At 48.6% G+C, this 24,849-nt stretch carries 14 protein-coding genes, 1 other RNA gene and 1 pseudogene; all 16 read right to left on the bottom strand.

Going from position 1 to position 24,849, the window contains the following annotated elements; all coding sequences use genetic code 11:
• Window positions 1-77 precede the first annotated feature (77 nt).
• Complete coding sequence (locus tag U5R06_00305; protein MDZ7721286.1) at window positions 78-227, bottom strand: SEC-C metal-binding domain-containing protein; 150 nt, start codon at window positions 225-227, stop codon at window positions 78-80.
• Between the two features lie 111 nt (window positions 228-338).
• Window positions 339-3,281, bottom strand: a pseudogene (locus U5R06_00300) (hypothetical protein).
• A gap of 616 nt (window positions 3,282-3,897) precedes the next feature.
• Window positions 3,898-6,282, bottom strand: coding sequence for a hypothetical protein (locus U5R06_00295; protein MDZ7721285.1), 2,385 nt, complete (start codon window positions 6,280-6,282; stop codon window positions 3,898-3,900).
• A 78-nt stretch (window positions 6,283-6,360) separates the two neighbouring features.
• The gene (gene nusB, locus U5R06_00290; GenBank protein ID MDZ7721284.1) at window positions 6,361-6,915 is read right to left on the bottom strand and encodes a transcription antitermination factor NusB; all 555 of its coding nucleotides are present in this window, start codon (window positions 6,913-6,915) and stop codon (window positions 6,361-6,363) included.
• A complete protein-coding gene (locus tag U5R06_00285) occupies window positions 6,912-7,838 on the bottom strand; it encodes a branched-chain amino acid transaminase (protein MDZ7721283.1) in 927 nt (308 codons plus the stop codon). The genes nusB and U5R06_00285 overlap by 4 nt, the downstream gene beginning before the upstream one ends.
• Complete coding sequence (gene recJ / locus U5R06_00280) at window positions 7,822-9,549, bottom strand: single-stranded-DNA-specific exonuclease RecJ (GenBank protein MDZ7721282.1); 1,728 nt, start codon at window positions 9,547-9,549, stop codon at window positions 7,822-7,824. The genes U5R06_00285 and recJ overlap by 17 nt, the downstream gene beginning before the upstream one ends.
• Window positions 9,550-9,600: 51 nt before the next feature.
• Window positions 9,601-9,980: RNase P RNA component class A (gene rnpB / locus U5R06_00275), an RNA gene on the bottom strand.
• Between the two features lie 10 nt (window positions 9,981-9,990).
• On the bottom strand, window positions 9,991-10,710 hold the full coding sequence (locus tag U5R06_00270; protein ID MDZ7721281.1) for a hypothetical protein: 720 nt from the start codon (window positions 10,708-10,710) through the stop codon (window positions 9,991-9,993).
• 291 nt (window positions 10,711-11,001) lie between these two features.
• Window positions 11,002-13,500 carry a hypothetical protein gene (locus tag U5R06_00265; GenBank protein ID MDZ7721280.1) on the bottom strand — a complete coding sequence of 833 codons (2,499 nt, stop codon included), beginning with the start codon at window positions 13,498-13,500 and terminating at the stop codon, window positions 11,002-11,004.
• Window positions 13,501-13,548: 48 nt separating this feature from the next.
• Entirely contained in the window at window positions 13,549-16,461 is a 2,913-nt protein-coding gene (locus tag U5R06_00260; protein MDZ7721279.1) for a GH92 family glycosyl hydrolase, read from the bottom strand.
• A 63-nt stretch (window positions 16,462-16,524) separates the two neighbouring features.
• Window positions 16,525-18,300, bottom strand: a complete 1,776-nt coding sequence (locus tag U5R06_00255; protein MDZ7721278.1) for a permease — start codon at window positions 18,298-18,300, stop codon at window positions 16,525-16,527.
• Between the two features lie 22 nt (window positions 18,301-18,322).
• Entirely contained in the window at window positions 18,323-20,542 is a 2,220-nt protein-coding gene (locus U5R06_00250) for a glycoside hydrolase family 3 N-terminal domain-containing protein (protein MDZ7721277.1), read from the bottom strand.
• 12 nt (window positions 20,543-20,554) lie between these two features.
• Window positions 20,555-22,753 (bottom strand): hypothetical protein, encoded by a 2,199-nt coding sequence (locus U5R06_00245; protein MDZ7721276.1) that lies wholly within the window; start codon window positions 22,751-22,753, stop codon window positions 20,555-20,557.
• A gap of 3 nt (window positions 22,754-22,756) precedes the next feature.
• Entirely contained in the window at window positions 22,757-23,653 is an 897-nt protein-coding gene (locus U5R06_00240) for a polysaccharide deacetylase family protein (GenBank protein ID MDZ7721275.1), read from the bottom strand.
• Between the two features lie 15 nt (window positions 23,654-23,668).
• Window positions 23,669-24,613 (bottom strand): nucleoside hydrolase, encoded by a 945-nt coding sequence (locus tag U5R06_00235; GenBank protein ID MDZ7721274.1) that lies wholly within the window; start codon window positions 24,611-24,613, stop codon window positions 23,669-23,671.
• Window positions 24,614-24,672: 59 nt separating this feature from the next.
• Window positions 24,673-24,849 (bottom strand): hypothetical protein, encoded by a 177-nt coding sequence (locus U5R06_00230; protein MDZ7721273.1) that lies wholly within the window; start codon window positions 24,847-24,849, stop codon window positions 24,673-24,675.

The following is a 24,849-nucleotide window of genomic DNA, read 5'->3' as shown; positions in this document are numbered from 1 at the left end:
AAGAGAATTTCACCAAAACGCAAGTCATTGTTCTCTTATCATTGCCACTATTCATAGCAACAATTAATAGTTATGAATTATGCCACTTTACCACAACAATTTTTATATTTCTTACCACTGCCGCACGGACAGGGATCATTTCTGCCGACATTGGTGTTTTTAACCACCGTTTTCACAGACGGACGCGAACGGCCGGGCTGAGGTTGATTTTGCTGCCGCTTTTGCATGTTTTTAAACATTTCAACCCGCGAATGCGAAGTTTTAAAATTCTGCGGTTCAATACGTTTCAAATTCGTATCTTCCATTTCACCGCCGATATCAAAGGCCCGGAAAAGGGAATTGACCGTTTCGCGGTTGGTGGTTTCCAGTGTATTTTCAAACATTTTAAAAGCTTCGCGTTTGTACTCAATCAGCGGGTCTTTTTGTGCATACCCGCGCAATCCAATACCTTCCCGAAGTTCATCCACACCGCTCAAATGCTGACGCCAGTTCCTGTCTATTTTATCCAGAATATGCAGTCGTTCAAAACGGATGGCGGTCTGTTTTCCGATTTCCTGAACGCGCTTGAAATAAACATTCTTTGACCATTCGCTCAGTTCGTCCATCGCTGCATTGGGATCAAGCGTTTCATCACCCTCAATCGACAGGCGCGGTGTTTGTCGAAAAATCAAGCGGCTCTCATTTTCCAGGCGTCGCACCTGATCGACAGTCAGGGTTTCGGAATTGCCGAGAACATTACGAATCATATTGTAAATCGTATCATCGATCATGCTGATCACGGAATCAAATACGATTTCACCACTCAATCGTTCCTGGTAAAAACGGTCGACACGGTCCGAGAACATGGTATAGAAACTGTTTCCCCAGGCGATCAGATCGGATTTGAACGACGCAATTGCGGCCGGATCACGCTGTTCCGGTACCGCGAGTTCCGGATAACTGGAAAACATTCGTTGCATGGCATTGCGCAAAGCCGGTTGTGCGTCCGTGGCTGATTGATGCTGACTCAGGATATCGTCTGTTTTACTGACAATGGCCGCTTCCAGTATTTCAAGGTTGTCTGCCCGGGAGAGCATAAAATCATCATAGGCATCGATCTGCTGATCGAGAAAAGAGGAAAAGGCCCGTCTCGCCTGCTGGTTGATCTGAGCACGCATCATCTGCTTTGATTCTGGATCAACCTGAAAATCCGTCAAAAAGAATTGCTTTAACCGGTCATTCAGCTGCGGTGACAGGTCTGTCAATTCTTCATGGTCTGCCAAAACAAAATGAACCGCCGCATCAATGAAACGAACAGGGGTAAACTGGCCGAATATCCGATGCCGTATGGTCAAATCATCGCGTTGGTTAATCTGCTGTTCCGTCAGCCAGTTCCACAGCAGCTCGCGCAACCGGGGTCTGGCAATATTGTGAATTTCATTGCGCGGGATATCCGGCTGCCCGTCAAACAAGAGTTCCCATTCCTTATAAAACCCGTCAACATTCCAGTTGATTTTAGGCTCGCTCTCCGGCATAAAGCTGTCCATCAACCCCATGATATAAACCTTGAGCGTTGTATCAAAGTCAATATGCCGCATCATAATCCGGTCGATAACCTGTTTTTGCCCGGATATCATCTGGCCGTATTGCTCAACAGCCCAATCAGCCAGCCGTTTGATGACCTCATCGGCATCTGCGCCAACCAGACCCTGTGGATTGTCTAACCAGACCGGTGTCGTTTTGAAAATCCGGGAGATTTCAAAACCAATACCTTCAAAATTCCACTTGTTTGTATCCCGTGATCCTCCGTCATGCAATTTTATTTTCAAATGCACCAGGTTTCGTATAATAGTGCCGATGCTGGAATAACCAAAGATACGATGACGTTCCTGCAAAAGGCCGTAATGGCGTTCGCGGTAGGTCTGCAGTTCCACCCATTCGGAGAGTTTATCCCGGATTTCATCCATATCCATCGAAGCAGCCTCATCGGCCGTAAGGTCCAGCTCCACACCGAAATATTGATACAGATTTTCCAGCAGTTCTTTTAGTTTCCAGGTGGACCGATCCTGCTCATCACCGATAAAGCGTTTGATTTTGGATTCCACCAGATCCCGAGGTTGAGCAATACCCAAAAGATTCTGACGTTGTTTGTAAATAATTTTACGCTGCTCATTGAGCACGTCATCATACTCGAGCAGATGCTTACGGATTTCAAAGTTGCGTTCTTCAACTTTTTTCTGAGCGCGTTCAATGGATTTTGTGATGAGCGGGTGTTCAATGCGCTCGCCCTCTTCCATAGAGCCCATACGACTCATGATATTGGTAATGCGGTCGGATCCGAAAAGCCGCATCAGATCATCTTCGAGCGACAGGTAGAACCTCGAAGAACCGGGGTCCCCTTGTCGCCCCGCACGGCCACGCAACTGACGGTCAATGCGACGGGCTTCGTGTTTTTCCGAGCCCAAAATCGCGAGCCCTCCCTTTTCCCGCACACCGGGCGCCAGTTTGATATCGGTTCCACGTCCGGCCATATTGGTGGCGATGGTAATGGTACCGGGCAGTCCGGCTTTTCTGACAATTTCCGCTTCCTTTTTATGAAACTTTGCGTTCAACACCGTATGGAACTTGCCGGTTTCCAGCTGTTTTTCTACATTGTCCTTTTTCAACCAATTGGCAACCGGCACGTCGCGCGCCGTCAGCATATCGCTCAGCATTTGTGAGACCTCAACGGAAATCGTTCCAATGAGCACCGGACGTCCCTGTTCATGCAGCTCCAGAGCCTCATCAATCAATGCATTGTATTTTTCCCGACGCGTACGGTAAATCACATCGTCATAATCATCCCGCACCACAGGTTTATGAGTGGGAGCCACAATGACGTCCAGCGTATAGGTGCTCCAGAACTCGGTGGCTTCGGTTTCAGCCGTACCGGTCATACCGGAGAGCTTGTTGTAAATTCGAAAGAAATTCTGCAGGGTAATGGTCGCCAGAGTCTGGGTTTCCGCCTGCACCTGTACATTTTCTTTCGCTTCCAGCGCTTCGTGCAGTCCTTCACTGAACCGGCGTCCGGGCATCAATCGTCCGGTAAACTGATCCACAATCATCACGGCTTTTTGTCCCTGACCGCCGCCGTGCCTGCGGGCTTCATGTTCATCCGGTGTCTTGACCACATAATCCACATCTCGCTGATACAGAGTATAGGCGCGCAGCAGCTGACTGATGTTTTGAACACGCTCTTCCACCTGGGTGTATTCACTCCACAATTCATCCCGGCGTTGTTCAAGATTCTTACGCGGCAGTTCGTTAAAACTCAGATTATACCAATATTCAATCTCTTCCGGCGTAATATTGGCATTGGGCGCGTGTATTCGTCCGAGAAGATTGGACAATTCCTGATTGTTCAGCTGAATGCCATCACGGCGCAATTGTTCGGATTCCTTGGGGACCAACCCCATCAATTCGGACTGGGTTTTCACTTTTTTTTGACTCAATTGCAGAATATCATTTCGGAATTTTTTTAAATTTTCCCAATATTCAAAATACGGCAATCCGTCTACAAGATGATGTCGGGCATGTGATTTGACACGGATGGGATAGCCCTCCGGGGCCATGTCACAAACCGACTCCAGATCCGTATCCGGATTTTCAAGCAACTCGATCAACCGCTCAGCAACCGCAGCCCGCTCATCAGCATCACCCAGCAGATGGTGCCGACCGGATTCGGTCAACCCGCTGATCGGCAGGTCCGGTGAAGGCTGGATCTTTTCCCCCAATGCGGTTTCCATCTCAAAGTAACGGCGCAGCAATCTGCGCTTTTCGGTATCCGAGACATCGTTACGGCTGACCGCTCCAAAAACACCCCGAAAAACGCGATCAATTCGCTCAACTTCTTCAAAGCGGCGCGATAAACTGGTGCCGTCATGTTCGGGAACACCCAGTGCGGCATCCAGACTGTTCCCGCAATACAACCGAGGGAGTATCCGCCGCGGCGAGATTCGACTGGTTCCAGGCGTCAATCCGGGAAGCGGTATCCTGAAAAGAAGCACCCAGCAGAGAGTCAAGTTCTTTGGACATTAGACCTGCAATGCGGTTGTTTTTAATCTCAAATACGTCATTCCCCTCTTGCAGATCCTGATCCAGTTGTTCGATGATGGATTCGGTCTGCTCACTCCAGTTGCGCAAACAAGCCTTTCCGTGCCCGGTCAGTTTAAGCAGCTGTTCATCAGTGACCGGATCCCGATAGTCAGTATCATAATAGGCTTTGACAACCTCGTCTCGGGATGCTTCGTCAGTGCTTTCGATATGCGCATGAATCGACTCCAGTTCCTGCTGTATCTGCTCAGCCGCTTTTACACGTTCAGCGTAATCAAACGATGTTTGATTCAATGTCCGGTCCAGCAACTGCTGAATCATCCGGTCGCGTTCTTCAACCTGGCTTCTGTCAGGAAGAATATAAAGATCCGGATTACCGCCGAGCAGAGAAATACGGCCTTTTTCCGCGATATGAGTCACATATCTACCGTTATCGGTAAACTCGAAATAATCCTGATTTCCACTGGCCAGATCTTCGGTGGACTGAAGCATTTCATCGATCTGAATAATCAATGGAACCTGCATAAAATCAGCATCGCGTTTGGCAGCGAGCAGAGCAAGTTTGCCTTCCTCGCGCAATCCGACGGGGGCGCCGGTTTGTTTGTCATGCTCGAAAAAGATTCGCTGTACATTTCGGCGCTGATCCTGCATTCCCTTGGGAATGCTCTTCCCGGATTCAGTATCCGCTATTGAGCGGATCTGAGCCAACATTTGTTCCAGCGCATCCACGCTCTCTGTTTCCAGACCTTCGCCGTCGGTCAGGTAGCTTTTTCCCTGTTCCGTCAGTCCGTCGACCACCCGATCCATTTTTCGCGGAAATTTGAAAAAATGATGCCATGCCGACTGTTTGTTGCTCTTTTGCTGCCGTCCGTCTGACTCTGCTTTATAAGACAATGCATTCAGTTTTTTATCCAGGGCTTCAACAGCGGCAAGTTCCTCTTCTTTTACATGATCTTGCCCCAAAAGCGCCAGCTTTCCGTCAAACGTCAAGCCATTGCAATAACCGCTAAAGGGGTCCTGAGTGAAAAAGCGTTGTGCATCTTTGCGCTCACTTGCCTGAGACAGCACTTTATCAATATCATCCAGAGTCTGGATTTTATCTGCGACATTTCGTTCCTGGCCGCCGGATAAAAAGATACGGCCCTTTTCCGTAATATCGACCACATGGCTTTTTTCATCAATGGTATAATACAGTTCCTGATCAACTTTATACATCTCCTTATTGACCTCAAACTGCCCCTGTATGCGTTCAATCAGTTTTTTGATCCAAAACTCTGACGTCAGCAGTTCCAGCAATTCTTTATTTTTAGGATCACCGCGCCGGGCTCTGAGAATCAACAGTGCGGCATATTCCTGATCCTGCTCAAGCAGAGACCTGCCCTCTTTGAGCAGCCGGCTCACCAGTTCTTTTTGCTTTTTATACAAATGTTCGACAGTGGGACGCAGCTCTTTATAGACATTGCGGGGAGCACCCACAGAGCCGGAAATAATCAACGGGGTTCGCGCCTCATCGATCAAAACACTATCGACCTCATCAATAATGGCATAATGCAGTGGACGCTGCACCACTGACCACACATCCGTTGCCATATTGTCACGCAAATAATCAAAACCAAACTCGTTGTTGGTTCCATAGCTGATATCCGTTTGATACGCTTTTTTTCGTTCTTCAGGATCCTGATCGCTGTGAATGGCAGAGACCGTCAATCCCAAATATCGATAAATTTCTCCCATCCATTCGCAGTCACGCTGAGCCAGGTAATCGTTCACCGTGATCAAGTGCGCGCCTTTGCCTTCCAGGGCGTTTAAATAAAGCGGCATGGTCGCCACAAGCGTTTTACCTTCACCGGTGGCCATTTCAGCAATTTTGCCTTCATGCAATACGATGGCGCCCATAATCTGGACATCAAACGGCACCATATTCCATTCGGTTTCCTCTCCCCGAACCGTCCATTTTTTTCCGACAAGCCGTCGGCAGACTTCTTTGACCACCGCATAGGCTTCGGGAAGAATATCATCGAGTGTTTCCCCCATTCTCAATCTATATTTAAACTCGTTGGTCTTGGCTTTTAATTCATCTTCGGTCAGCTCGGCCAGCGTCTCATAAATTTCATTGATATGATCTGCAAGCGGACGCAGCCGTTTCAGCTCACGTTCCGTGCTGGATCCGCCCATAATTTTAGTCAATAACCCTTCAAACTTTTTCTTCATAAGCCTTTTCCATATATTTACATGTACAGTTCAACGGGGGTTCCACCCCGTTAACGTTTTGTAATCAAATATGTTCCGTCAATGCGAGGTTGCCGTGTCCGTAAAAGGGGGTGAGTGTTTATCGGTATTATTTTTACGGAGTTGAGTGTCAATGCGTCCCCTCCCCGTTTTGATAATACGATTTTTTTGTTTCAGATCTTCATAGACGCCATCCAACACACCATTGATATAGCTGCTGCTTTTTTCCGTACTGTAACGCTTGGCGAGTTCAATGGCTTCATCAATCGACACCTTGGGAGGAATGTCAGAAAAATGTAAAAATTCCGAGATGGCAATACGCATAATGATGCGGTCAATCACAGCGATACGTTCAAATTTCCAGTTTGCCGAACGGGCTCGGATCAGTCCGTCGGTTTCTTCGCGTGTTTCATAGGTTTTCCGAACCAGATGCTCAATAAAACAGGTCAATTCTTCATTGGGTTGCTCATATTCTTTCAATTCATTGAGAACCAGGTTTAGAGAATTTTCCGATATCTCTAATGCATACAGCACGCGAAGGGCAATTTCGCGTGCCTGTCTCCGGGAGACAGGCACAACAAAATTGAACAGGTTTTCTTGATGTTCAGGTGTCATTTTACGTAATCATGCCAACCGTATTTGTCTTTGACATTTCCGTTAATATAATCCACATATGTTTTTTGAATGTTTTCAGTGACCGGCCCGCGTTCTCCCTTGCCGATTGTGATTCGATCCACACTTTTTACCGGCGTGATTTCTGCCGCGGTACCTGAAAAAAAGATCTCGTCCGCCACATACAACATTTCCCGTTGAATCTTTTGTTCGACAATTTTATAGCCCAGATCTCTGGCAATTGTAAACACACAATCCCGGGTCAATCCAGGTAAAATGGATGATTCGACCAGCGGGGTATAAATCACATCATCGCGAACGATAAAAACATTTTCACCGGATCCTTCTCCGACATAGCCGAACACATCCAGACCGATTCCCTCGGTGTATCCGTCCGCCATGGCTTCCATTTTAATCAGCTGCGACGACATATAGTTGGCTCCTACCTTGGCAAGCGTCGGCATGGTATCGGGCGCCATCCGGTTCCAGCTTGACACGCGTACATCCACGCCTTTGATAAATCCTTCATCACCGAGATACTTGCCCCAGTTTAATGCTGCAATCGCAATATTGACGGGACAGTTGCCGGGATCCACGCCCAGACTATGATAGCCACGGAATACAATCGGACGCACATAAGCCGATTCAAACTCATTCACACGAATCACATTTTTGCAGGCATCCATAATATCTTTTAGACTATAGGGAATAGGGATGCGATAAATTTTTGCCGAATCAAACAAGCGTTTAATGTGATCTCTCAAACGAAAAATACTGGGGCCCTGTGGTGTCTTGTAACAGCGCATTCCTTCAAATACGCTCGTCCCGTAGTGCAAAACATGCGACATGACATGTACCTGTGCATCCGGCCAGTCAACCAGGTCACCGTCCATCCAAATCTTTCCCTGTTCATCTCGCTTGTCCATAATATTCTCCTTGCTTTCGTAAATCCTTGGCGCGCAGCTGAATACTTTTACGCCCCATGTAAATATTTTCTTCAATGACAAAAGCCATATCCAGATCGGCTTCTCCGGAGGGTAATTGATAGATCATATCCCCCATATTAAAGGCAATCACATCCAGCACTTTGTTGTCCTGTCGGACTTTTAATTTCAGGTGATTTCTCCCGACAATGGTCGGAGTTCCGACAATCTGCAGCCCGCGTGAGACAAAAACAGGTCGCATGTTCTTTGGCCCGAAAGGCGCCAGGTGTTTCAGCCATACAACCAACTCGTCATCAATTTGTCCCAGCCGAATATCCTGTTCAATTAAAAGCGCCGGAATGAGATCATCACCGGAGAGTTTTTCCAAAGCGATCTGCTCCAGACGCTCCTTGAATTTCACAATGTTCTCAGAATCAATGGTCAAGCCTGCCGCATATTTATGACCGCCGAATCCGATAAACAAATCTTCACATTTTTTCAAAGCATCATAAAGATCAAACCCGTTAATACTGCGGGCAGACCCTTTACCGATACCCTCTTCAACCGATATGAGAACAGTGGGACGATAATAGCGCTCCACCACACGCGATGCCACGATACCGATTACACCGGTATGCCATCCCTCTTTGCTCAAGACAATAGAATTGGTTTTCCCATTGGTAAAATGCGATTCGGCAAGCTCAATCGCTTCCACAAACGCTTCTTCATCGACATCTTTCCGGTTCTTGTTCTCGTGCTCCAGAATTTTTGCAATGTCCTGAGCAACCGTTTCATCGGTAGCGCTCAAAAGCTCAACCGCACGTTCTGCGTTACCCATCCGGCCGACTGCATTCAGTCGCGGCGCCAGAACAAATACGACCTGACCGGTACCAATGTTTCGTCCGTTCAGGCCGGAAGCCCGAATCAAAGCTTTTAATCCGATATTGTCGCTGTCATTCAGCCGGATCAAGCCTTCTTTGGTGAAAATACGATTCTCATCCACCAAAGGCACAATATCCGCCGCCGTCCCGATAGCAACCAGCTCGATATACCTTTCAAGAATAGATTCGTCGATATCAAGTCGCTGAAGCAACCCTTGCGCCAGTTTATAAGCCACTCCGACTCCAGCCAGCTCTTTGAATGGATAGGAAGAATCATGACGCTTGGGATCGACCACAGCAACCGCATCCGGAATAGCAGGTCCGGGTTCATGATGATCGGTGACCACCACATCCAGCCCCAAATTTTTAGCATATTCTATTTCCGCATGTCCGGTAATTCCACAATCGACGGTTACAATCAAATCAATATTTTTTCCCCGTGCCGTTTGAATCCCGCTTTCGGAAAGCCCATATCCCTCTGCATGTCGATCCGGTATGTAATAATGGACGTGAGCGCCCAGTTCTTTTAACAACAGATACAAAACCGTGACGGATGTTATACCGTCCACATCATAATCGCCGTAAATCAAAATTTCCTGATCACTGAGCACCGCCTGTCTCAGACGTTCAACAGCCTTGTCCATATCCTGCAAAAGAAAGGGATCATACAACTCTTTGACCGAGGCACGGAAAAACCGCTGGGCCTGATCTTTGTTCTCCACACCTCGCCGGTACAGGATTTGGGCAATTATCGGGGGCGCCTTTATTTCATCGGAAAGCGCTTTGATCACCCCGGGATCAAACCCGTCTTTAACAATCCATTTTTGTTCCATAAAGAACACTCCGAACATATTCCCGTTTCGGGAATCGGATTAAGTATATGAAACCAAAGCAGATCGATAAGCCGAATTCTGTATCCGCCAGTTGGCGGATGGTAATCATTTATCTGGGATACCGGTTGCCCGATACCTCAAGCAGCCTACCCGAGAGTCAAATGAGACGGGCCGCCTCATCCTCTCCTATTTGGCCTTGCACCGGGTGGGGTTTACCCTGCCATTGATGTCACCATCAATGCGGTGAGCTCTTACCTCGCCTTTTCACCGTTATCTTTGCTACCCGGGAAAATCACGAATAGCAAGGACTGTGTATTTTCTGTGGCACTTTCCCCGCCTCGCGACGGGTCCGCGTTACGGACCACCCTGCCCTTTGGTGTTCGGACTTTCCTCATTCTCAAACATGAGAACGCGATTACCTGATCTGCTTTGGATTATTATTTACACTGACTCTTCCTCTTCCGACCACACCAGAATGCGTCCGCAAACTTCACAAACATGCATTTTCTTGTGGGTACGGATCTCCAGTGCATGCTGCGGGGGAACCCGTGATGAGCATTCACTGCAGGTATCATTTAATAATACAGCTACCGCCTTGCCTCTTCTGGCTTTACGAATTCTATCATATGTATTGAGTAGAGGCTTTGACAGTTCCTGAACCACCTTGTCGCGCTCTGATTGTAGATCCTCTTCCTGCTCTTTGGTCTCTTCCAGTTTTGAATCCAGAATTTTTGTATTTTTTTCCAGATTCTCCTGCATTTCATCAACCTTGCCGGATCCTTCTTTAATCTGCTCATCGAGTTCTGTAAGGCGTTCGTCCAGTTCTAAAATCTCGAGCTCTATCTCATCCATCAGCGTCTGGCTCTGTTCAATTTCGCTGGTGATCGCATCATATTCCTTGTTTGTTTTTACCTGATAGAGCTGCTTTTTCAACTTTTTTAGCTTTTCATCCTTGTCTTCCAACTCACCTTCTCTGGTGGATTTTAGAGAACGCTTGTCGTCCCGGTCATCTTTTAAATCCTGCAGGTCTTTGCGTTTTTCCTCAACATTCGCTTTCATTTCCCGGACGCGCTGAGGTAAATCTCCGCGGCGTTCTTCAAGCTCCTGAAGCTTTGTATCTATATCTTGCAGCGTTTTCAACACAGATAATGTAACATGCAAGGTAAGTTTCTCCTTTTCTTCATCAAGATTTATTTGTGCACTATTAGATATAAAAAAAGTGCATCGGAAAATCCGCATGCACTTGTATTTTCAGGCCCGGGGCAAATATTTAGATAATAATGTTTTCGTTTCAATCCTTCCATATAACTGGCATCCCAAAGAGCTGTACCTGACAATAATAAAGTAAAAGATAAAACTTTTTTTATAAAAAAGCAAGTAACAATTCCTTATATTCACACTAACATCTAACTTGTTCTCATAGCAAAAAGTTTCAACTCGCACCGATCTTGTTCAGAAAACCAGTTTTACTGTATTCACCCCTTTTTCAGAGATGGAAAAAACGGCATATCGTGATGCTTCAACCCTGTCGATCTCAAACGGGACAGGCTGACCGTCAACCTGAACCCGGGACGGGGTTTGATCATCGATCAATATCCGCACCGCTGCTCCGGCTCCGCTTCCGGTCAATTCGAGGATAACACTGTCTTTGCCGCACTGATAATTGTACGCCGCATAACCGCCGCTCGCTTCATATTTCACCACCGCGTTAGCTTGTGATACACCGGCTGCGCGCCAGCGCGGAGCAATCAATACCGAGTCAAATGCCGACCCCCTGTCTTTAACACCGGCCAGGCCTTCAATCAACGCGTAAACCACAGCTGCCGCGCCCCAATTATCCGGGATTCCGTAGGATATCATGTCCGGCGGAAAATACACCGGATAATCCGAAAGGGTTATCCCGCGTACCCAGTAACGCTTGGGGCTTCCGGCTGCAAACGAGATCGTTTTAATCGTTTTTCCCGGATACGGGTTATTCATGCCGTAAACATACAATGCATCATAGTGTCCCTCATTGTCACTTCGCCAGGCTTTATATGCGTTCGAGGCAGTATGCCACCAGTTGCCGATATTATCCTGATTGACGATATACTCTGTGTAATGGGTGCCGTCAGCATAATTGAGAGTAATCGCTCCCGGACTCCGCACCGGGTCCGAGGAGTGCAGGAAATAGACGGATTCTGCCTGTTGCTCAATTTTGACGCTGCTCTGATCCGTCCATTCATTCGAACGGCTGACAGTGATGCAGGTTTGCTGATCCTCTGCATAACGCACATAAAACGGGATATGATGAAATTCAGCGCGGCGATCCGATACAGCAGTTTCCGAAAAAGATTGGCCGTTAAAAAGAGATTCGTCCCCGGGATAAACCGAGTTGCCGGCATCGGCCAATGAAACCGGATTAAAACCCCGATTCACCGCTGCCGGCGCCTTGCCCCGATAAGCACAATGCAGATAATCACCGGTTTCCAAAGCCAGACCGGCGACGCGCTCCAATATTCCGGCAGCATAATTCTCGAATCCGTGTTCAAATGCTCCATGTGCCAGCTCTCCGGCCACGATCGGCGTAACGCCGCCATTCATGTATTCCCATTTGGGCAGATGAAAGCCGGTTTCAAACGGCGGATAAATGCTATACCATTCGCCGGGAGATGTTTCCGGCATGCTATCCCGAATCTGTTGGTAGGTTTTGATAATGGCAACGCATTGTTCATGTGTCAGGGTGCGATTCAGAGAATACGCATTGGAGAGCGAAACCTGCTCACTCTGGTCCGTTGCGCCGAAATTCCGCCTGACTGAACGATCTTCCGGAACATGATGAATATAATACTCGCCGTTCCAGGCCAGTTCATCCAGACGCTGTTTGAGGCTCTGACCAAACTCTCTGATCTCTGTCGCTTTGACGTGCCGACCCGCTGTCTCCAGCATTTCAGCCAGATACTCGCAGGCCGCGGCCATACCGGTATTGTCGCCGAACATAACACCGAACCGCGTCCTGGCAGTATCCACCACCATAATGTCGCCGCCCACACGCGCTGCATCCTCTGCCGGCTGAAAATCCCAGGTATCAATGGTGAATCCGCGTTTAAGCAAATCATATTCAAAAGACCAGCGGTACGGTGACGTTCGCGAGTACTCGACCGCTTTCAGGGCATTGTCCAGGTGTGACTGCATCCACACATCATCCCCCGTGGCCTTCCAGGTATAATACAACCCTTCAATAAACAAATATTCAACATCATTTTCAACCGGGATGCGTTTCAACTCGTAGGCATTATCGTCAATATGTTCAATAAAATCGCCATACTGAAAACGTTTGTCCCACCAATTCTTTTTTTCACGGCGCGGATAAATATTATCATAGATCATCCCGTCATCGCGTTGATATTCAGCATACAAATCAATACCGCTTTTCAAATCCTCATAAAAATATTTCATACCTTTTAATGTATGAACATGGTCGCGCAGCCAGCGGACAAAAAATTTGTAAAAAGACTGGTCCAGACGTACCACCTCGGTTTCACCCCAGTTTTTCACCATGGTCCAGTACAGCGTATTCAGCAATCGTTCGTATCGGCCGCCCTTATCCCGAATTTGCGTCTGTGCACCCAGATAAAAACGGGCCTGATCCAATATCTTGCCATCGGAATCCTGCAGGCAGATGCGGTGCGTGCCCAATGCACCACCGGCCTGAAAAACAAGCTCAGACTCGACATCAGATTTCAGATAAATATCACCTGTCGCATCCCGGACAACCACAACACCCGGCCGGTTCACCGTCAAAACAACCCGGTCCAAGGGCTGATAATATCCGTTTTTAGGTATCTCTTTAAAAACAAGTTCATTCCCGGACTGCAGAGGTGTGTAATTGATCTCTGCTTTTTGGCCATAGACAACCGCAATGGTCAAAAATACAAACAGGAAAACAAGACGGCATTGAAAAGAATTCATGATGCATCTCCTCGGTTAGAAACATATAACTAAAAATCCGATAGGCATTTAAATCCCGGAGCCGCGCGGAGCGACCCCGGATTTCACTTGATTCTCACTCATAAAAGGCGGCGCCGCATCAGGAGCGGCGCCCCACTCCCGGTTCACAATGCTCGCCATATTCAATACAATGCTTCCGCCATTGCGGATCACATCATGATCAAACCAGGTCCGATTCCAGGTTTGACCATTGATCTCTACGGATTGGATATACTTGTTGGCGGGACTATTATTCTTAGCCACAATTTCGAATCGTTTTGCATTGTAATATCGTTTATCAAGTTCAATTTGAACCCGGTCAAATAGCGGGCGACCCAATACATACGTGCACTGCGCCGGAGCCACAGGATGGAATCCCATAGCGCTCAGAACGAACCAGGCTGACAATTGGCCGACATCCTCATTGCCGGGAATGCCCGCCGGTCCGGTACCGTATAAATGATTCATAATATCATCCACCACAACCTGGGTTTTCCAGGGCTGACCGACATAGGTATAATAGTAGGGTACCTGCTGGGAAGGCTCGTTGCCATGCCAGTAATGAGAAAAGTGTTCATGCCAGGATGGATAATCATGTTCAGCAAACAGATGGTCGAGACGTTGAATAAAAGTTTCACGTCCCATTCGCTGGATCAATCCCCCCACATCATGGGGTACAAACCATGTATAACTCCAAGAGTTACCCTCGGTAAACCCATCCCAGTCGCGTGGATCAAACTCTGACTTCCAGGATCCATCTTTGTTGCGTGGACGCATAAATCCGGTTTCCGGATCCAACAGATTTTGATAATTCCCGGCGCGTTTCATAAAATAGTGGAAATCTTTCTCTTTACCCATTGCCTGTGCGACCTGAGCGAGGCACCAGTCATTATAAGCACCTTCCAGGGTTGTAGAAACACTTCCCCAGCCATGCCACTTGATATCATGCGGGATATAGCCCGGTCTGTCCACATAATCGAGTCCACAACGCCCCTGATAATCCACGGGCAAACTGGTTTTGAACCAGAATGCAATCGTAAATGCCGGTTTGGTTTCCACTTTAATTGCATCATCAATGCCGTCAATGATGAGAGCAGCGTTTGACTTGCCTTGATCATATTCAGGATCTCCGGATACCCGAAAGGCCCGGGGGATCTCATAGTCAAAAGATGCGTACAGAGAACTGCCGGACAAGGTCTTGTTATAAAGAGTTTGCACTTGCTTTTCGCTCAACGCGTGCGCATACTGATGCCATTCATCAATCAGCCCGGTAAAATATTCGCCGGATATATTGGGCTTTCGATGAACGCCCAGCTTGAATTTCGCCCCATTCAAATGCGGTGCGACAGTTGCGGGAATGTCCGCTGCGATTTCAGCGTCCAGGTAGAGCCGGTAATGATGATCCTCACTACCAGTTAAGGTTAGATGATGCCAGCGCAGGTCGTTGAACCGGCCGTCCCAGGAAAACTCTGCAGCATTTTGCCTGGTTTTTTGGTTCCAGACAATACGTCCGCGCCCGTCGGGACTAATCTGCAATTCAAACTGATCATCAATACTCAACAAGGTTACGGTTCCCTCGCCGGGCAATCGAGTGCTGTTTTTGCGCATGGCCGCATAGGCCTGTTCCGTATCATAATCACGAATCCCTTTAAGATAGGATTCTGAAATCACAGAAACGGCATGGTCGGCGATCATACAATTGGTATAACGGTTGGCAAATCCCCACTTGGGCAGCCATCCGCCCTGTTGCTGTTTGTCGAGCAACGATTGAATCATATCGTTCTGTTGCTGAGGTTCAATCAAAGTCAGCAACGCATGCTCGGAACGAAATGTGTCCCACAGCGAAAACACATGGTAATAGGTATGATCTTTCGCGGTATGCACCTGCTGATCCATACTACGATATTTGCCGTTCACATCCGATGCGGTATAGGGACCGAGAAGCGCATGATAGACAGCTGTATAAAATTTAATCCGGTCATCTTCGGACCCACCCCTCACTTTAATTTTGTCGAGTTTTTCATTCCAGGTCAGTCTTGCTTTATGTCTGACCGCCGTAAAGTCCCAGTCCGGAATTTCTGTCGTTACATTCAAATGTGCCTGCTCATAGCTTACAAATGAAATTCCAACTTTGATCAAGATCTCTTTATCCTGACTCGTATCAAAATACAGCATCGTTCCGATATCGCGACCCTGTTCGCGCTTCTGATCAAATTGTATATCTGCATTTTTCCAAGTGGCACATCGGGAAAACGGTCGAGAGGTAAGAGCGGAAAAATACAGAGTATAGGCGGTCTTCCCGCCACAGAACGGATTGGGAAGGGTTAACGAACCGTCCACCCGGTTCTCGCCACGTATTTCGACAGTCGCATCTTCCGGATCGTCATCCGCCAGATTATGTGTAACATCAATGAGCACATGCGCGCTGTCACTGTTTGGGAACCTGTATCGATGAAATCCGGCGCGTGTTGTGACAGTAACCTGCGCTTCAATGCTGTCCGGTTCAAGAATTACCCGGTAGTATCCGGGTTCCGCCTGTTCCGATTCTTTGTAAAACGCAGTTTTATATCCTCTTTCATCAACAGCGGTCACCTGTCCCGTTCCGGGCATAACTCCAAAATGTCCCAACCCCAGACATCCGGTACCGGATAAATGGGTATGACTAAAGCCCTGAATCGTAGAGTCGGTAGACAAATAACCGGCAATATGCGGACCGGTATCCGGACTCAGTTGCACCATTCCGTGCGGTAAAGCGGCTCCGGGAAATGTATTCACCTCTCCCATCGCGCCTTCGGGGGAATAGATGCCGGTACCAATAAACGGATTGACAAAAGCCGCATAATCATTAACCGGTCGATTACACAAGATAAAGAGTAAACACAGTATCACCGGAATAGCGATCCCCCCGACAATGCGGGATATTGAATATTTTAGGTTTGACATACAGCCTCCCGATAAAAAGACTGCTGCCCCTGAACAAAGGGGCAACAGCTGTAAAGACGAATATTATTTGATTGTAAAGACGCGTGATGTATGCGGCGCAATGAATGTATCAAACACCGTACGCCCCCATCTTTCGGCACCCCGCAGATTGCGCCCACCCATCACATCAACCAGTTCAGCATCTCTGGATTTTACCTGAATACCAACCCGGGTATTGTGTGAGAGAAAGGAATGCACAATCAACGTATTGTTATCGTACAGAAACAATGACACGCCCGAAGGCGCATCCAGCGTTACCGGCATGTCATTCAACATGAACCGGCGCAGCATACCCAGCGCTTCACGCGGATAATTGTAAAAATCACTGTAATTATTCGGAACCGTCAGGATATACACCAGGCCGCTTTTGTAATTGGACTTTAACAACAGGGGAAAGCTGTTGCCGCTGTGCATGCCGACCACTTCTTTCCAGGTGTCATTATTCGGATAATCGATACGCGGGATGTATACCGGCTGAGCCGAAGAGTACACATCCCTGAAATTCATATCTGAAAAGCGGCTCACCGGGAGCGTACGGTCCGTCACGTCAGCCTGAATGATGTCCTGTACACCTTTATCTTCCAGCGCCTGAAACAACCCCGATGTCATAATCAGCGTACCGCCATCCGACAAATGTGCTTTCATTTTAGCCAGGATATCCTGGTCATACTTGGCGCTTTCCGCCAGAAAAACCACATCACGGTGCTCAGGAAATCGGGGAGAAAGCTCGATCGGGATGCCGATCATACCCAGATACGAATGCAGATACTTTTCTCCGGAAGAGTGGTAGGGCTTGTAGGCGGCCAGTCCGACCGGATCTCCCAGTTCACCCAGAAAACAATCCGCTTTGTCAAATACTTTGCGGGCTTCCGGAACCACGTTCATCAAAATCCGGGAGCTGTCGCCGCAATCGACGGTTCGGATAATCGAATCAAAATGAAACAGTATGATCTCGCGGGCTTTGGCATACAGGGTCAGAGCCAACTGTTCTTTATAGCGGTCCAGAGACCGCCTGGAATATTCATCCACCCAGCCGCCGTTGTTCCTGCCGGGTTTTACATGTTCCAGATAACGCATAATAGAATAACTCTGATACGGCTGTAGATTCTGATGCGTATAGGACGGGTCCCGCGTTTCGGTGCCGGTATGAATCGCATCAAACGCTTCCGATTCTTTTTCCAGATTATAGCCGGTAAACTGGAATTCTTCGTACCAGTTGGGATATTTGATAACCATAGACACATTCGGATTGGCCTTGCGGGCAGCCGGCAGCAGTACGTTTTTAGAATACTCTTCTTTCAGCTTTAAACGATAATCCACCCATGACCGGTCACCTTTTTTCTCGATACAGGTTTCACATTTACAGTTGGTGAAATAAAAATCATCCAGAATCACCTCATCAAAAAGTCCGGCTGTAAATACCACAACATCTTTGAGCAGCTGACGGTGCTTTTGCGTCGAGTAGCATAACTGCGCCATATGTCCGGCAATACGCACATCACCGGTCGGGGTAATACCGCCTGCCGTCTCGACACCACGCTCCTCAAAAAAATCCTTGACACGTTGTATCTTTTCCTTTTCAATTTGTGTCATGCCGCGGAATGTTTCCAGGTATACTTTGTCCACAGGCAGCATAGAAGAAATAGCGTTAAATTTTTGCTCTGCCACATCCAGATCAGACAGCCTGTCGACATCATGAACCGTACAATAGATGGCCACATCAAAATTCTGATACTGAGCAGGCAACACCACTGCAAATACAAACAACATTAACAAACAAAGAGTACGTGACAGGTTCATAGCTCCTCCTGTTAGGTTTAACTTATTTCAGTTCAATGGCACAATGCAATGCATCCTCATCTCTTGAGGACGAACCCATCATAATATCAAATTCACCCGCTTCCAGCACATATTCGGCCTGATTGTTATAATAACCCAATTCCCGTCCGTGGATCGTGAATTGAATTTCATGCGTTTGATTTCCGTCAAAACTCACACGTTTAAAATCATACAATTCTTTGACCGGACGGGTCAATAGAGACACCTTGTCGTGGATATACAGCTGGACAATCTCATCGCAGGGCTGATCCCCCTGATGAGTCAATTGAAGACGGATAATGACAGAATCATTAGCCGTAAGGGTAGATCGGTCGAGCCATACCGAATCATAGCTGACCGTTGTGTAATGCAACCCCTGACCAAAAGACCACAACGGCGCTGAGGGCACATCCACATACTTGCGAAAATAATGCGACGGTTTGTGATTATACGTATAAACCGCCTGTCCCGCCGTATAGGGTATACTGACCGGCAGTTTTCCGGAGGGATTCACATCTCCGTTCAGGATTTCGGCCAGCGCCACACCGCCCATACAGCCCGGCTCCCAGGCCTCGATGACAGCCGGAACATGTTCCTTGATCCAGGGTTCACACAACGGACGGCTGTTGATGAATACCACAATAGTATTGGGATTGTTGCGATACAGACCCTGAACCAGCTCGAGCTGTTTGCCCAAAAGATTCAGCGTAGCCCGGTCTGTGTTTTCTCCGGATGTTCTGCCGTCGTAATCATAACGCAGCGAATTGGATCCCACGACTGCCACCACCGCGTCATAACCGGAGGCTGCATCAATGGCAGACCGAATCATTGCAGTATCCGGGTTGAACAGATTCTGTCCGCTATCCACGTAATCCACACGTTCATGCCCGAACACAGAGACCAGTCCTTCCATCACCGTCAAAACCTGGTCCTCCGGCTGCTCCAGCGTCCAGTCGCCGAGCAGTCGCTGATTGTGCGCATTCGGTCCGGTGACCATAATAGATGCATCCTGGCCCAGCGGCAGCAAATTATTTTTATTTTGCAGCAAGGTGATACCCTCTCGTGCTGCCTGCAGAGCCAGTTCACGCCGTTCCGGAGTAAAAAGCCGGGATTTCACCTGCTTTGCATCGACAAGCGGCGACTCGAACAAACCCAGTTCAAACTTGGCGGTCAGAATTCTGCGGCAGGTTTGATCAATTCGGGATTCAGTGATACGACCCTCGCGAACCAGTTCAAGCAGGGGGGCGTAAAAATCCGGCCCATGCATATTCACGTCCAGACCGGCCAGCACGGTTTGATACACCGCTTCCTTTTTGTTCAAGGCAACAGCATGCAGCTCATGCAGCCGGGTGACATCGGTCCAGTCGCTGACCACAAAACCGTCAAATCCCCAATCAGTCCTTAGAATATCCATGAGCAGCCAGGAATTGACATGACAGGGCACGCCGTTCAGCTCATGGTGCGCCGCCATAAAACTGCCCGCCCCCGCTTGTACCTGAGCCTCAAAGGGCGGCAGCCAGAGGTTATAAAGCTGCGATACCGACACACTCATGGGCGCAAAGTTCATTCCGTTCACCGGCTGTCCGCCTCCGGCATAATGTTTAGCGCAGGCGATCACTCTGGATTCCGGATAATTCTGATAACCGCGTGTCATGGCCTGACCCAGTCGTGACACCAAAACCGGGTCTTCTCCGAACGTCTCACCCGTTCGGCCCCAGCGCGGATCACGGGACAACTCGACATTCGGGGAAAACGTCCAGTGCAGCCCAATCTCTTTCATTTCCACAGCGGTTTGTCGAGCAATCTCTTCGGTGATCGCTTCATTCCAGGAGGAAGCCAGTGTAAGCGGTGTCGGATAAACCGTTGCGCCCGAAACCATAGCCACGCCGTGAATCGCGTCGGTGGCAAACAGCAGCGGAATACCGAGCTGCGAATTTACCGCAGTTTTCTGAAGGCGGGTGGTAATCCGTGGATCAGTGATCGTCAAAAACGTACCGACTTTACCCTCTTTTATCAGCTGAACAAAATCATCTTCATCCAGATTCTGATACACTTCACTTCTGGCGTATTGACACATTTGCCCGACTTTTTGTTCCAGATTCATGCGCTGCAGCAAATCTTCAACACGGTTTTGGACCGGAAGGTCCGGATTTTTGTAAAGTTGCCCCAAGCCGGCAGAGTTGAAAATAAAAATTAAAAGCCCGGCCAGTAGATAATTACGCATAAATTCCTCCGACTAGTCATCTTTACATAGTATTTCATAGTAAAGGGTTTGATAAGATTCACCATCAATAACAATGTCTTGCCCATTCACGGGAAGACCCGCTATTCGGTCGCCTCCTGCATGATCCAACGCGTATATTTCAGAAATATTTCGGCTCAGATGCATGCGCATCTTTACAGGTTCCATCAAAATCGGCGCATGACCGGCCTCCAGCAGTTTAGTTTTATCCGGATTAAACCGCATATCCGTATTGCGGGCGCGCGCCACAGTGGTGAGCAGCAGCCGGTCTGCGCTTTCAATCGGCTGCATCCGATCCATGCTGGTCAGCAAGACAACCGCAAACGGGGTTTCGACATCAAACCGCACCACACCCAAATCGATATTTTTATTTTGAGCAAACCCGATCACTCCCTTGGTGCCCGCTGTATTGATGCTCACAAATCCCTGTCCGGACGTATGCCATTCCAATTGTCCGGTAACAGAACGTATCAGTTCCTCCTGCACATGATACTCAGACAATTCAGTCGGCCGGGTGGGCTGAAAAGAATCGGTAAATTCAACGGCCACGCGTCCGGCAGCCAGCGCTTGAGGCGGAACAACACCCTGAATGCTTTTCTGATCCCAATCCTGTTCAACCGACTCGTAAAATCCGAGTTTGCCCTGTTGTAATGACGGAATATGAATATGACGCACAAAAACCGATTGGCTCTCTCGCACATCACCGCGATAAATCATACGCGCCAGAGCTGGATACAATCCCAGCTGCATCGGCGACATGACATTATACACACCCGGGGTGTGTAATGTCTCGGTGAAACGCGGAGTATCGGATGCAAAGGCATACGAAGCATCCCAGCCCTGCAGACCGAGACCGTAGGCGGCAATCAGCGGAGCCCCCTCTGCAACCCATTCATTGGGAATCAAACTCAGCCATTCAGACAGGGAAAACGGCCGGTCAATAACCTGCTGCAGTCCGGTAGACAACAATCCCGAGCCGGGCTTTGACACCATAGCGCCGTTTTTCATCGGTCCGGGCGCCAGCCGGTGTCCGGTGCCGCCTCCGAAATAATTATGACGGTCAATCAGACCCACGATATAATCCGCATGCAGATTGTAATAATGCGTCACCCCTGATCCGGCCTGCCAGCAGGAACCCACCAATGCGCCCTGGTACCCGGTGGCGCGGATGGCTTTTTCAAACTTTTTGTAAAACCGGACTTGCTGTTCATAGAGGAATCGGGCCATATCCAGCAGAAACAGCGGCAGGGTTTCACCGTTTTCCGCGGCTTTGCGGTATTCGTAATCATAAATGCCGTGATTGGCCACCGGACAGATGTTGCCCTGATCCAGACTCCAATCCACCTGTTTGACCTCTTTTCCCCATTCAAAGGCTTGTTCTCCCCATACTTTTCTCAGACGTTCCGCACTGCCGTATTTGCCGCGCAGCCATTCGGTGAACAGGTCCGTGAGCATTTTTTTATAGGTCGGACATTTATCCAGCATGCTGGAGGTGGTGGCGAAAAAGATATTGTCTTCATTCTGCAGTTCCACAAAACACAAAGCCGGATCATCAGCGTATCGTAATCCGGTGTACGGATTTTTGTGTTCCAGCATATCGGTGATCAATCCGATATGCAGATCCTGTAAATCAGGCGCGAAATTGACCAGACCGATTGTGGAATAACTCAGATGGCTGTTCATATCCGCGTTTGCAATCTCATTGTAGGCCAGCATTTTCGAGCTGTCCGCCGGCCGCGGTTTGTGACCGTAAATCGGCGACCAGCCGTAATAAATGCCTTTTTCCTTCAACCGGGCGCTGAAATAATCCAGGCGTTCGTATTTTTCCGGGGTCAGTGTCGTGGATAGCGTGTCCGGCATAGCGTGAGAGGTAAATTTGTGAAACCGGACGCTGTTGACGCCGTAACGCGCCAGCATATCAGCCCAGGTATCCGCCGTTGCATGATCTGTATAGGGACGACCGCTGCAGATATTCACACCCCAGAATTTGATCGGGGTTCCGTCCTCACACACCAGCTGTTCCGATTTTATCTGCACAAAACCGTGTTTTCCGGCCGGCGCGTCCAGCCAGTCCGACATGTCAATAATACCGCCCTGCAAATTCTCCGGTGGATCAAATTCAAACCACTCGGCTGCCTGGCCGTTGTACACGGCCCCCAAAAAGACGAACACAATGACAAGAATTGCTTTCATACTTTAATTTTCCTTTCCGGATACCAGATCCGCGTAACTGATGAGCTGAATACCGAGTTCCTGAATAACCGCGTTCACGCGGTCACTGGTAAACACACGAGTGACCTCGGCACGCTTTTTCGCCACCTCATCGTTGCCGGTGTGGCCGATCGCCTGCATTTCCGGAACATCCATACCCGGATGCTCCACATACAGATAGGCGCCGGATTTCAACTGCCTGAGCATCTGGATAAACCGCTGCTCCGCTGACATGGATGCAAACCCCGCGGTTTGCTCATCCGGGAAATAGGGGCCGGTTCTCTTTACATGATGTGCTTCAAGATCAATATACAACCCATATTCGCGCGCCAGACGTTCCACCAGATCGGACATTTTTTGGCTCACACCGGGGCTGGCAATCCCCATATGTCCGGTGACATGACTCACCTGCGGGATGTGTCTCATCGCCGTCACGATCTGGGCGCGCAGTTCCTGTTCCACTTGCGTCATATCCGGACCGGCATTCCAGAACGCGTCGGTTGCGTCTTGATCACTCCAGTTCTTTTGTCGCGGATAAAAATAGCCGTTGGAATCTACCAGACTCGGGGCGCAGGTCAGCGGCCCCCACTTGTAGTGCTCCCATTCACTGGTCAGGGTCAAATGCACCCCCACATCAAGTCCCGGACAGGTTTTCAGCATCTCAACCGCCTCTAAAAACCAGGGGCAGGGCACCATAATTTCCACCGTTTTCTGGATTCCTTCTTTATAGGACGCAATGCATCCCAGATTGGCGGCGTGGGAAGAACCGATATCATCCCCGCGTACAATCAGATAAATCAAACTGTCAGACGCTGCGGCCGCAGGTAATCCGGCCGCGGCGCTCAAAAAAATCAGCAGGACAATCACATTCAGTGTTTTCATAAAACTCCTCCTGATCTATTGCAGGGTTTTTAGGGTGCGCCAGAATGACTGTTTCATTTTGGTTTCGTCAATATCCAGATAAACCGACACCGGCCGCGGCGTATTTTCCGGCGGCGTGGTCCGGGTTTCGAGCACTGCCAGCTCAGGATGCAGCACGGCTTCTATCAATGCAAGGTCCCACATGATCCAGGACTCGCCGGCGCTCACCTCATCCCAGCGGCGCTTGAAAATTTCGGTTACAGAGACGTCAATCAATCCAAGTTTTTTCAGCGTCCGCTCGCGTTCAAATACCAATTCACGGGACACATTGCCCGGCATGATTACCAATTCGAGTCCGCGTGTATTCAGCACAACATCCAGTCCGTTGCGGTCATTATTGGCGTTGAATGAATTTTTATTCCAGACATGACGCTCCACGTCGTATTTCATGGTCAGGGCATACAGACGTATAGACGGAACAATTGAAGAATCTCTGAGCACAGCCGCCGCCACATTGGTGACCGCGCCGAGGCAGAGAATGTTCAGTTTGTGTTCAGGTGAATGCTGCTTTGCCTGTTCAATAATAAACCGCACCGCATCGGAATTCGGAATCTGCGCGCCCGGGTAATAGCCCCAGGCATACCCCACCATTTTCCCGCAGCCGCGGGGATGCGGAATCGAGTTCCGGTTCAGAATACTCAACAGCTTTTCATTGAGTTCCTGAGAGATCTCCAGTGTATTGATATCCCGGGTCGGATAAATATGCCACATCTCGTCGGTCACCAGCTGCGGATTGTTGAAATGCGCTGACGTCAGACCGATCACTTTAAAAGAATCATGAACCACCGCATGTGCGACGGCATAGAGATCATCCATTTCATTGCCGGTATCCGCGTCAATAATCGCGGATACCCGACCTGAAACGGGTGCAGTACAAAAGAACAATAAATACATCAAAAACACATACATTAAATTATTCAAAAGTTCACCTTTAGTTAATATTAAATCGCGTTTAGAGACTATATTCAACAGATAGTACGTTACTTTTCAAACGACACACACTTTAAAAGCGCCGCGCCATGCGCCGGTAACGTAACTCGGTATTTACCCTTGTGTATACCCATATCCTCCTGCCGCCACAGATTCCGGATTTTGACTTTATCGCTCAACCCAATATCCCCAAGATCAAAAACAATATTCGATTTTAAAGTTTTCAT

The organism is candidate division KSB1 bacterium (assembly GCA_034521575.1).
Taxonomy (GTDB): domain Bacteria; phylum Zhuqueibacterota; class Zhuqueibacteria; order Residuimicrobiales; family Krinioviventaceae; genus JAXHMJ01.
Note: the sequence above shows the minus strand (reverse complement) of the source record. Positions and strands in the feature narration are given on the sequence as shown.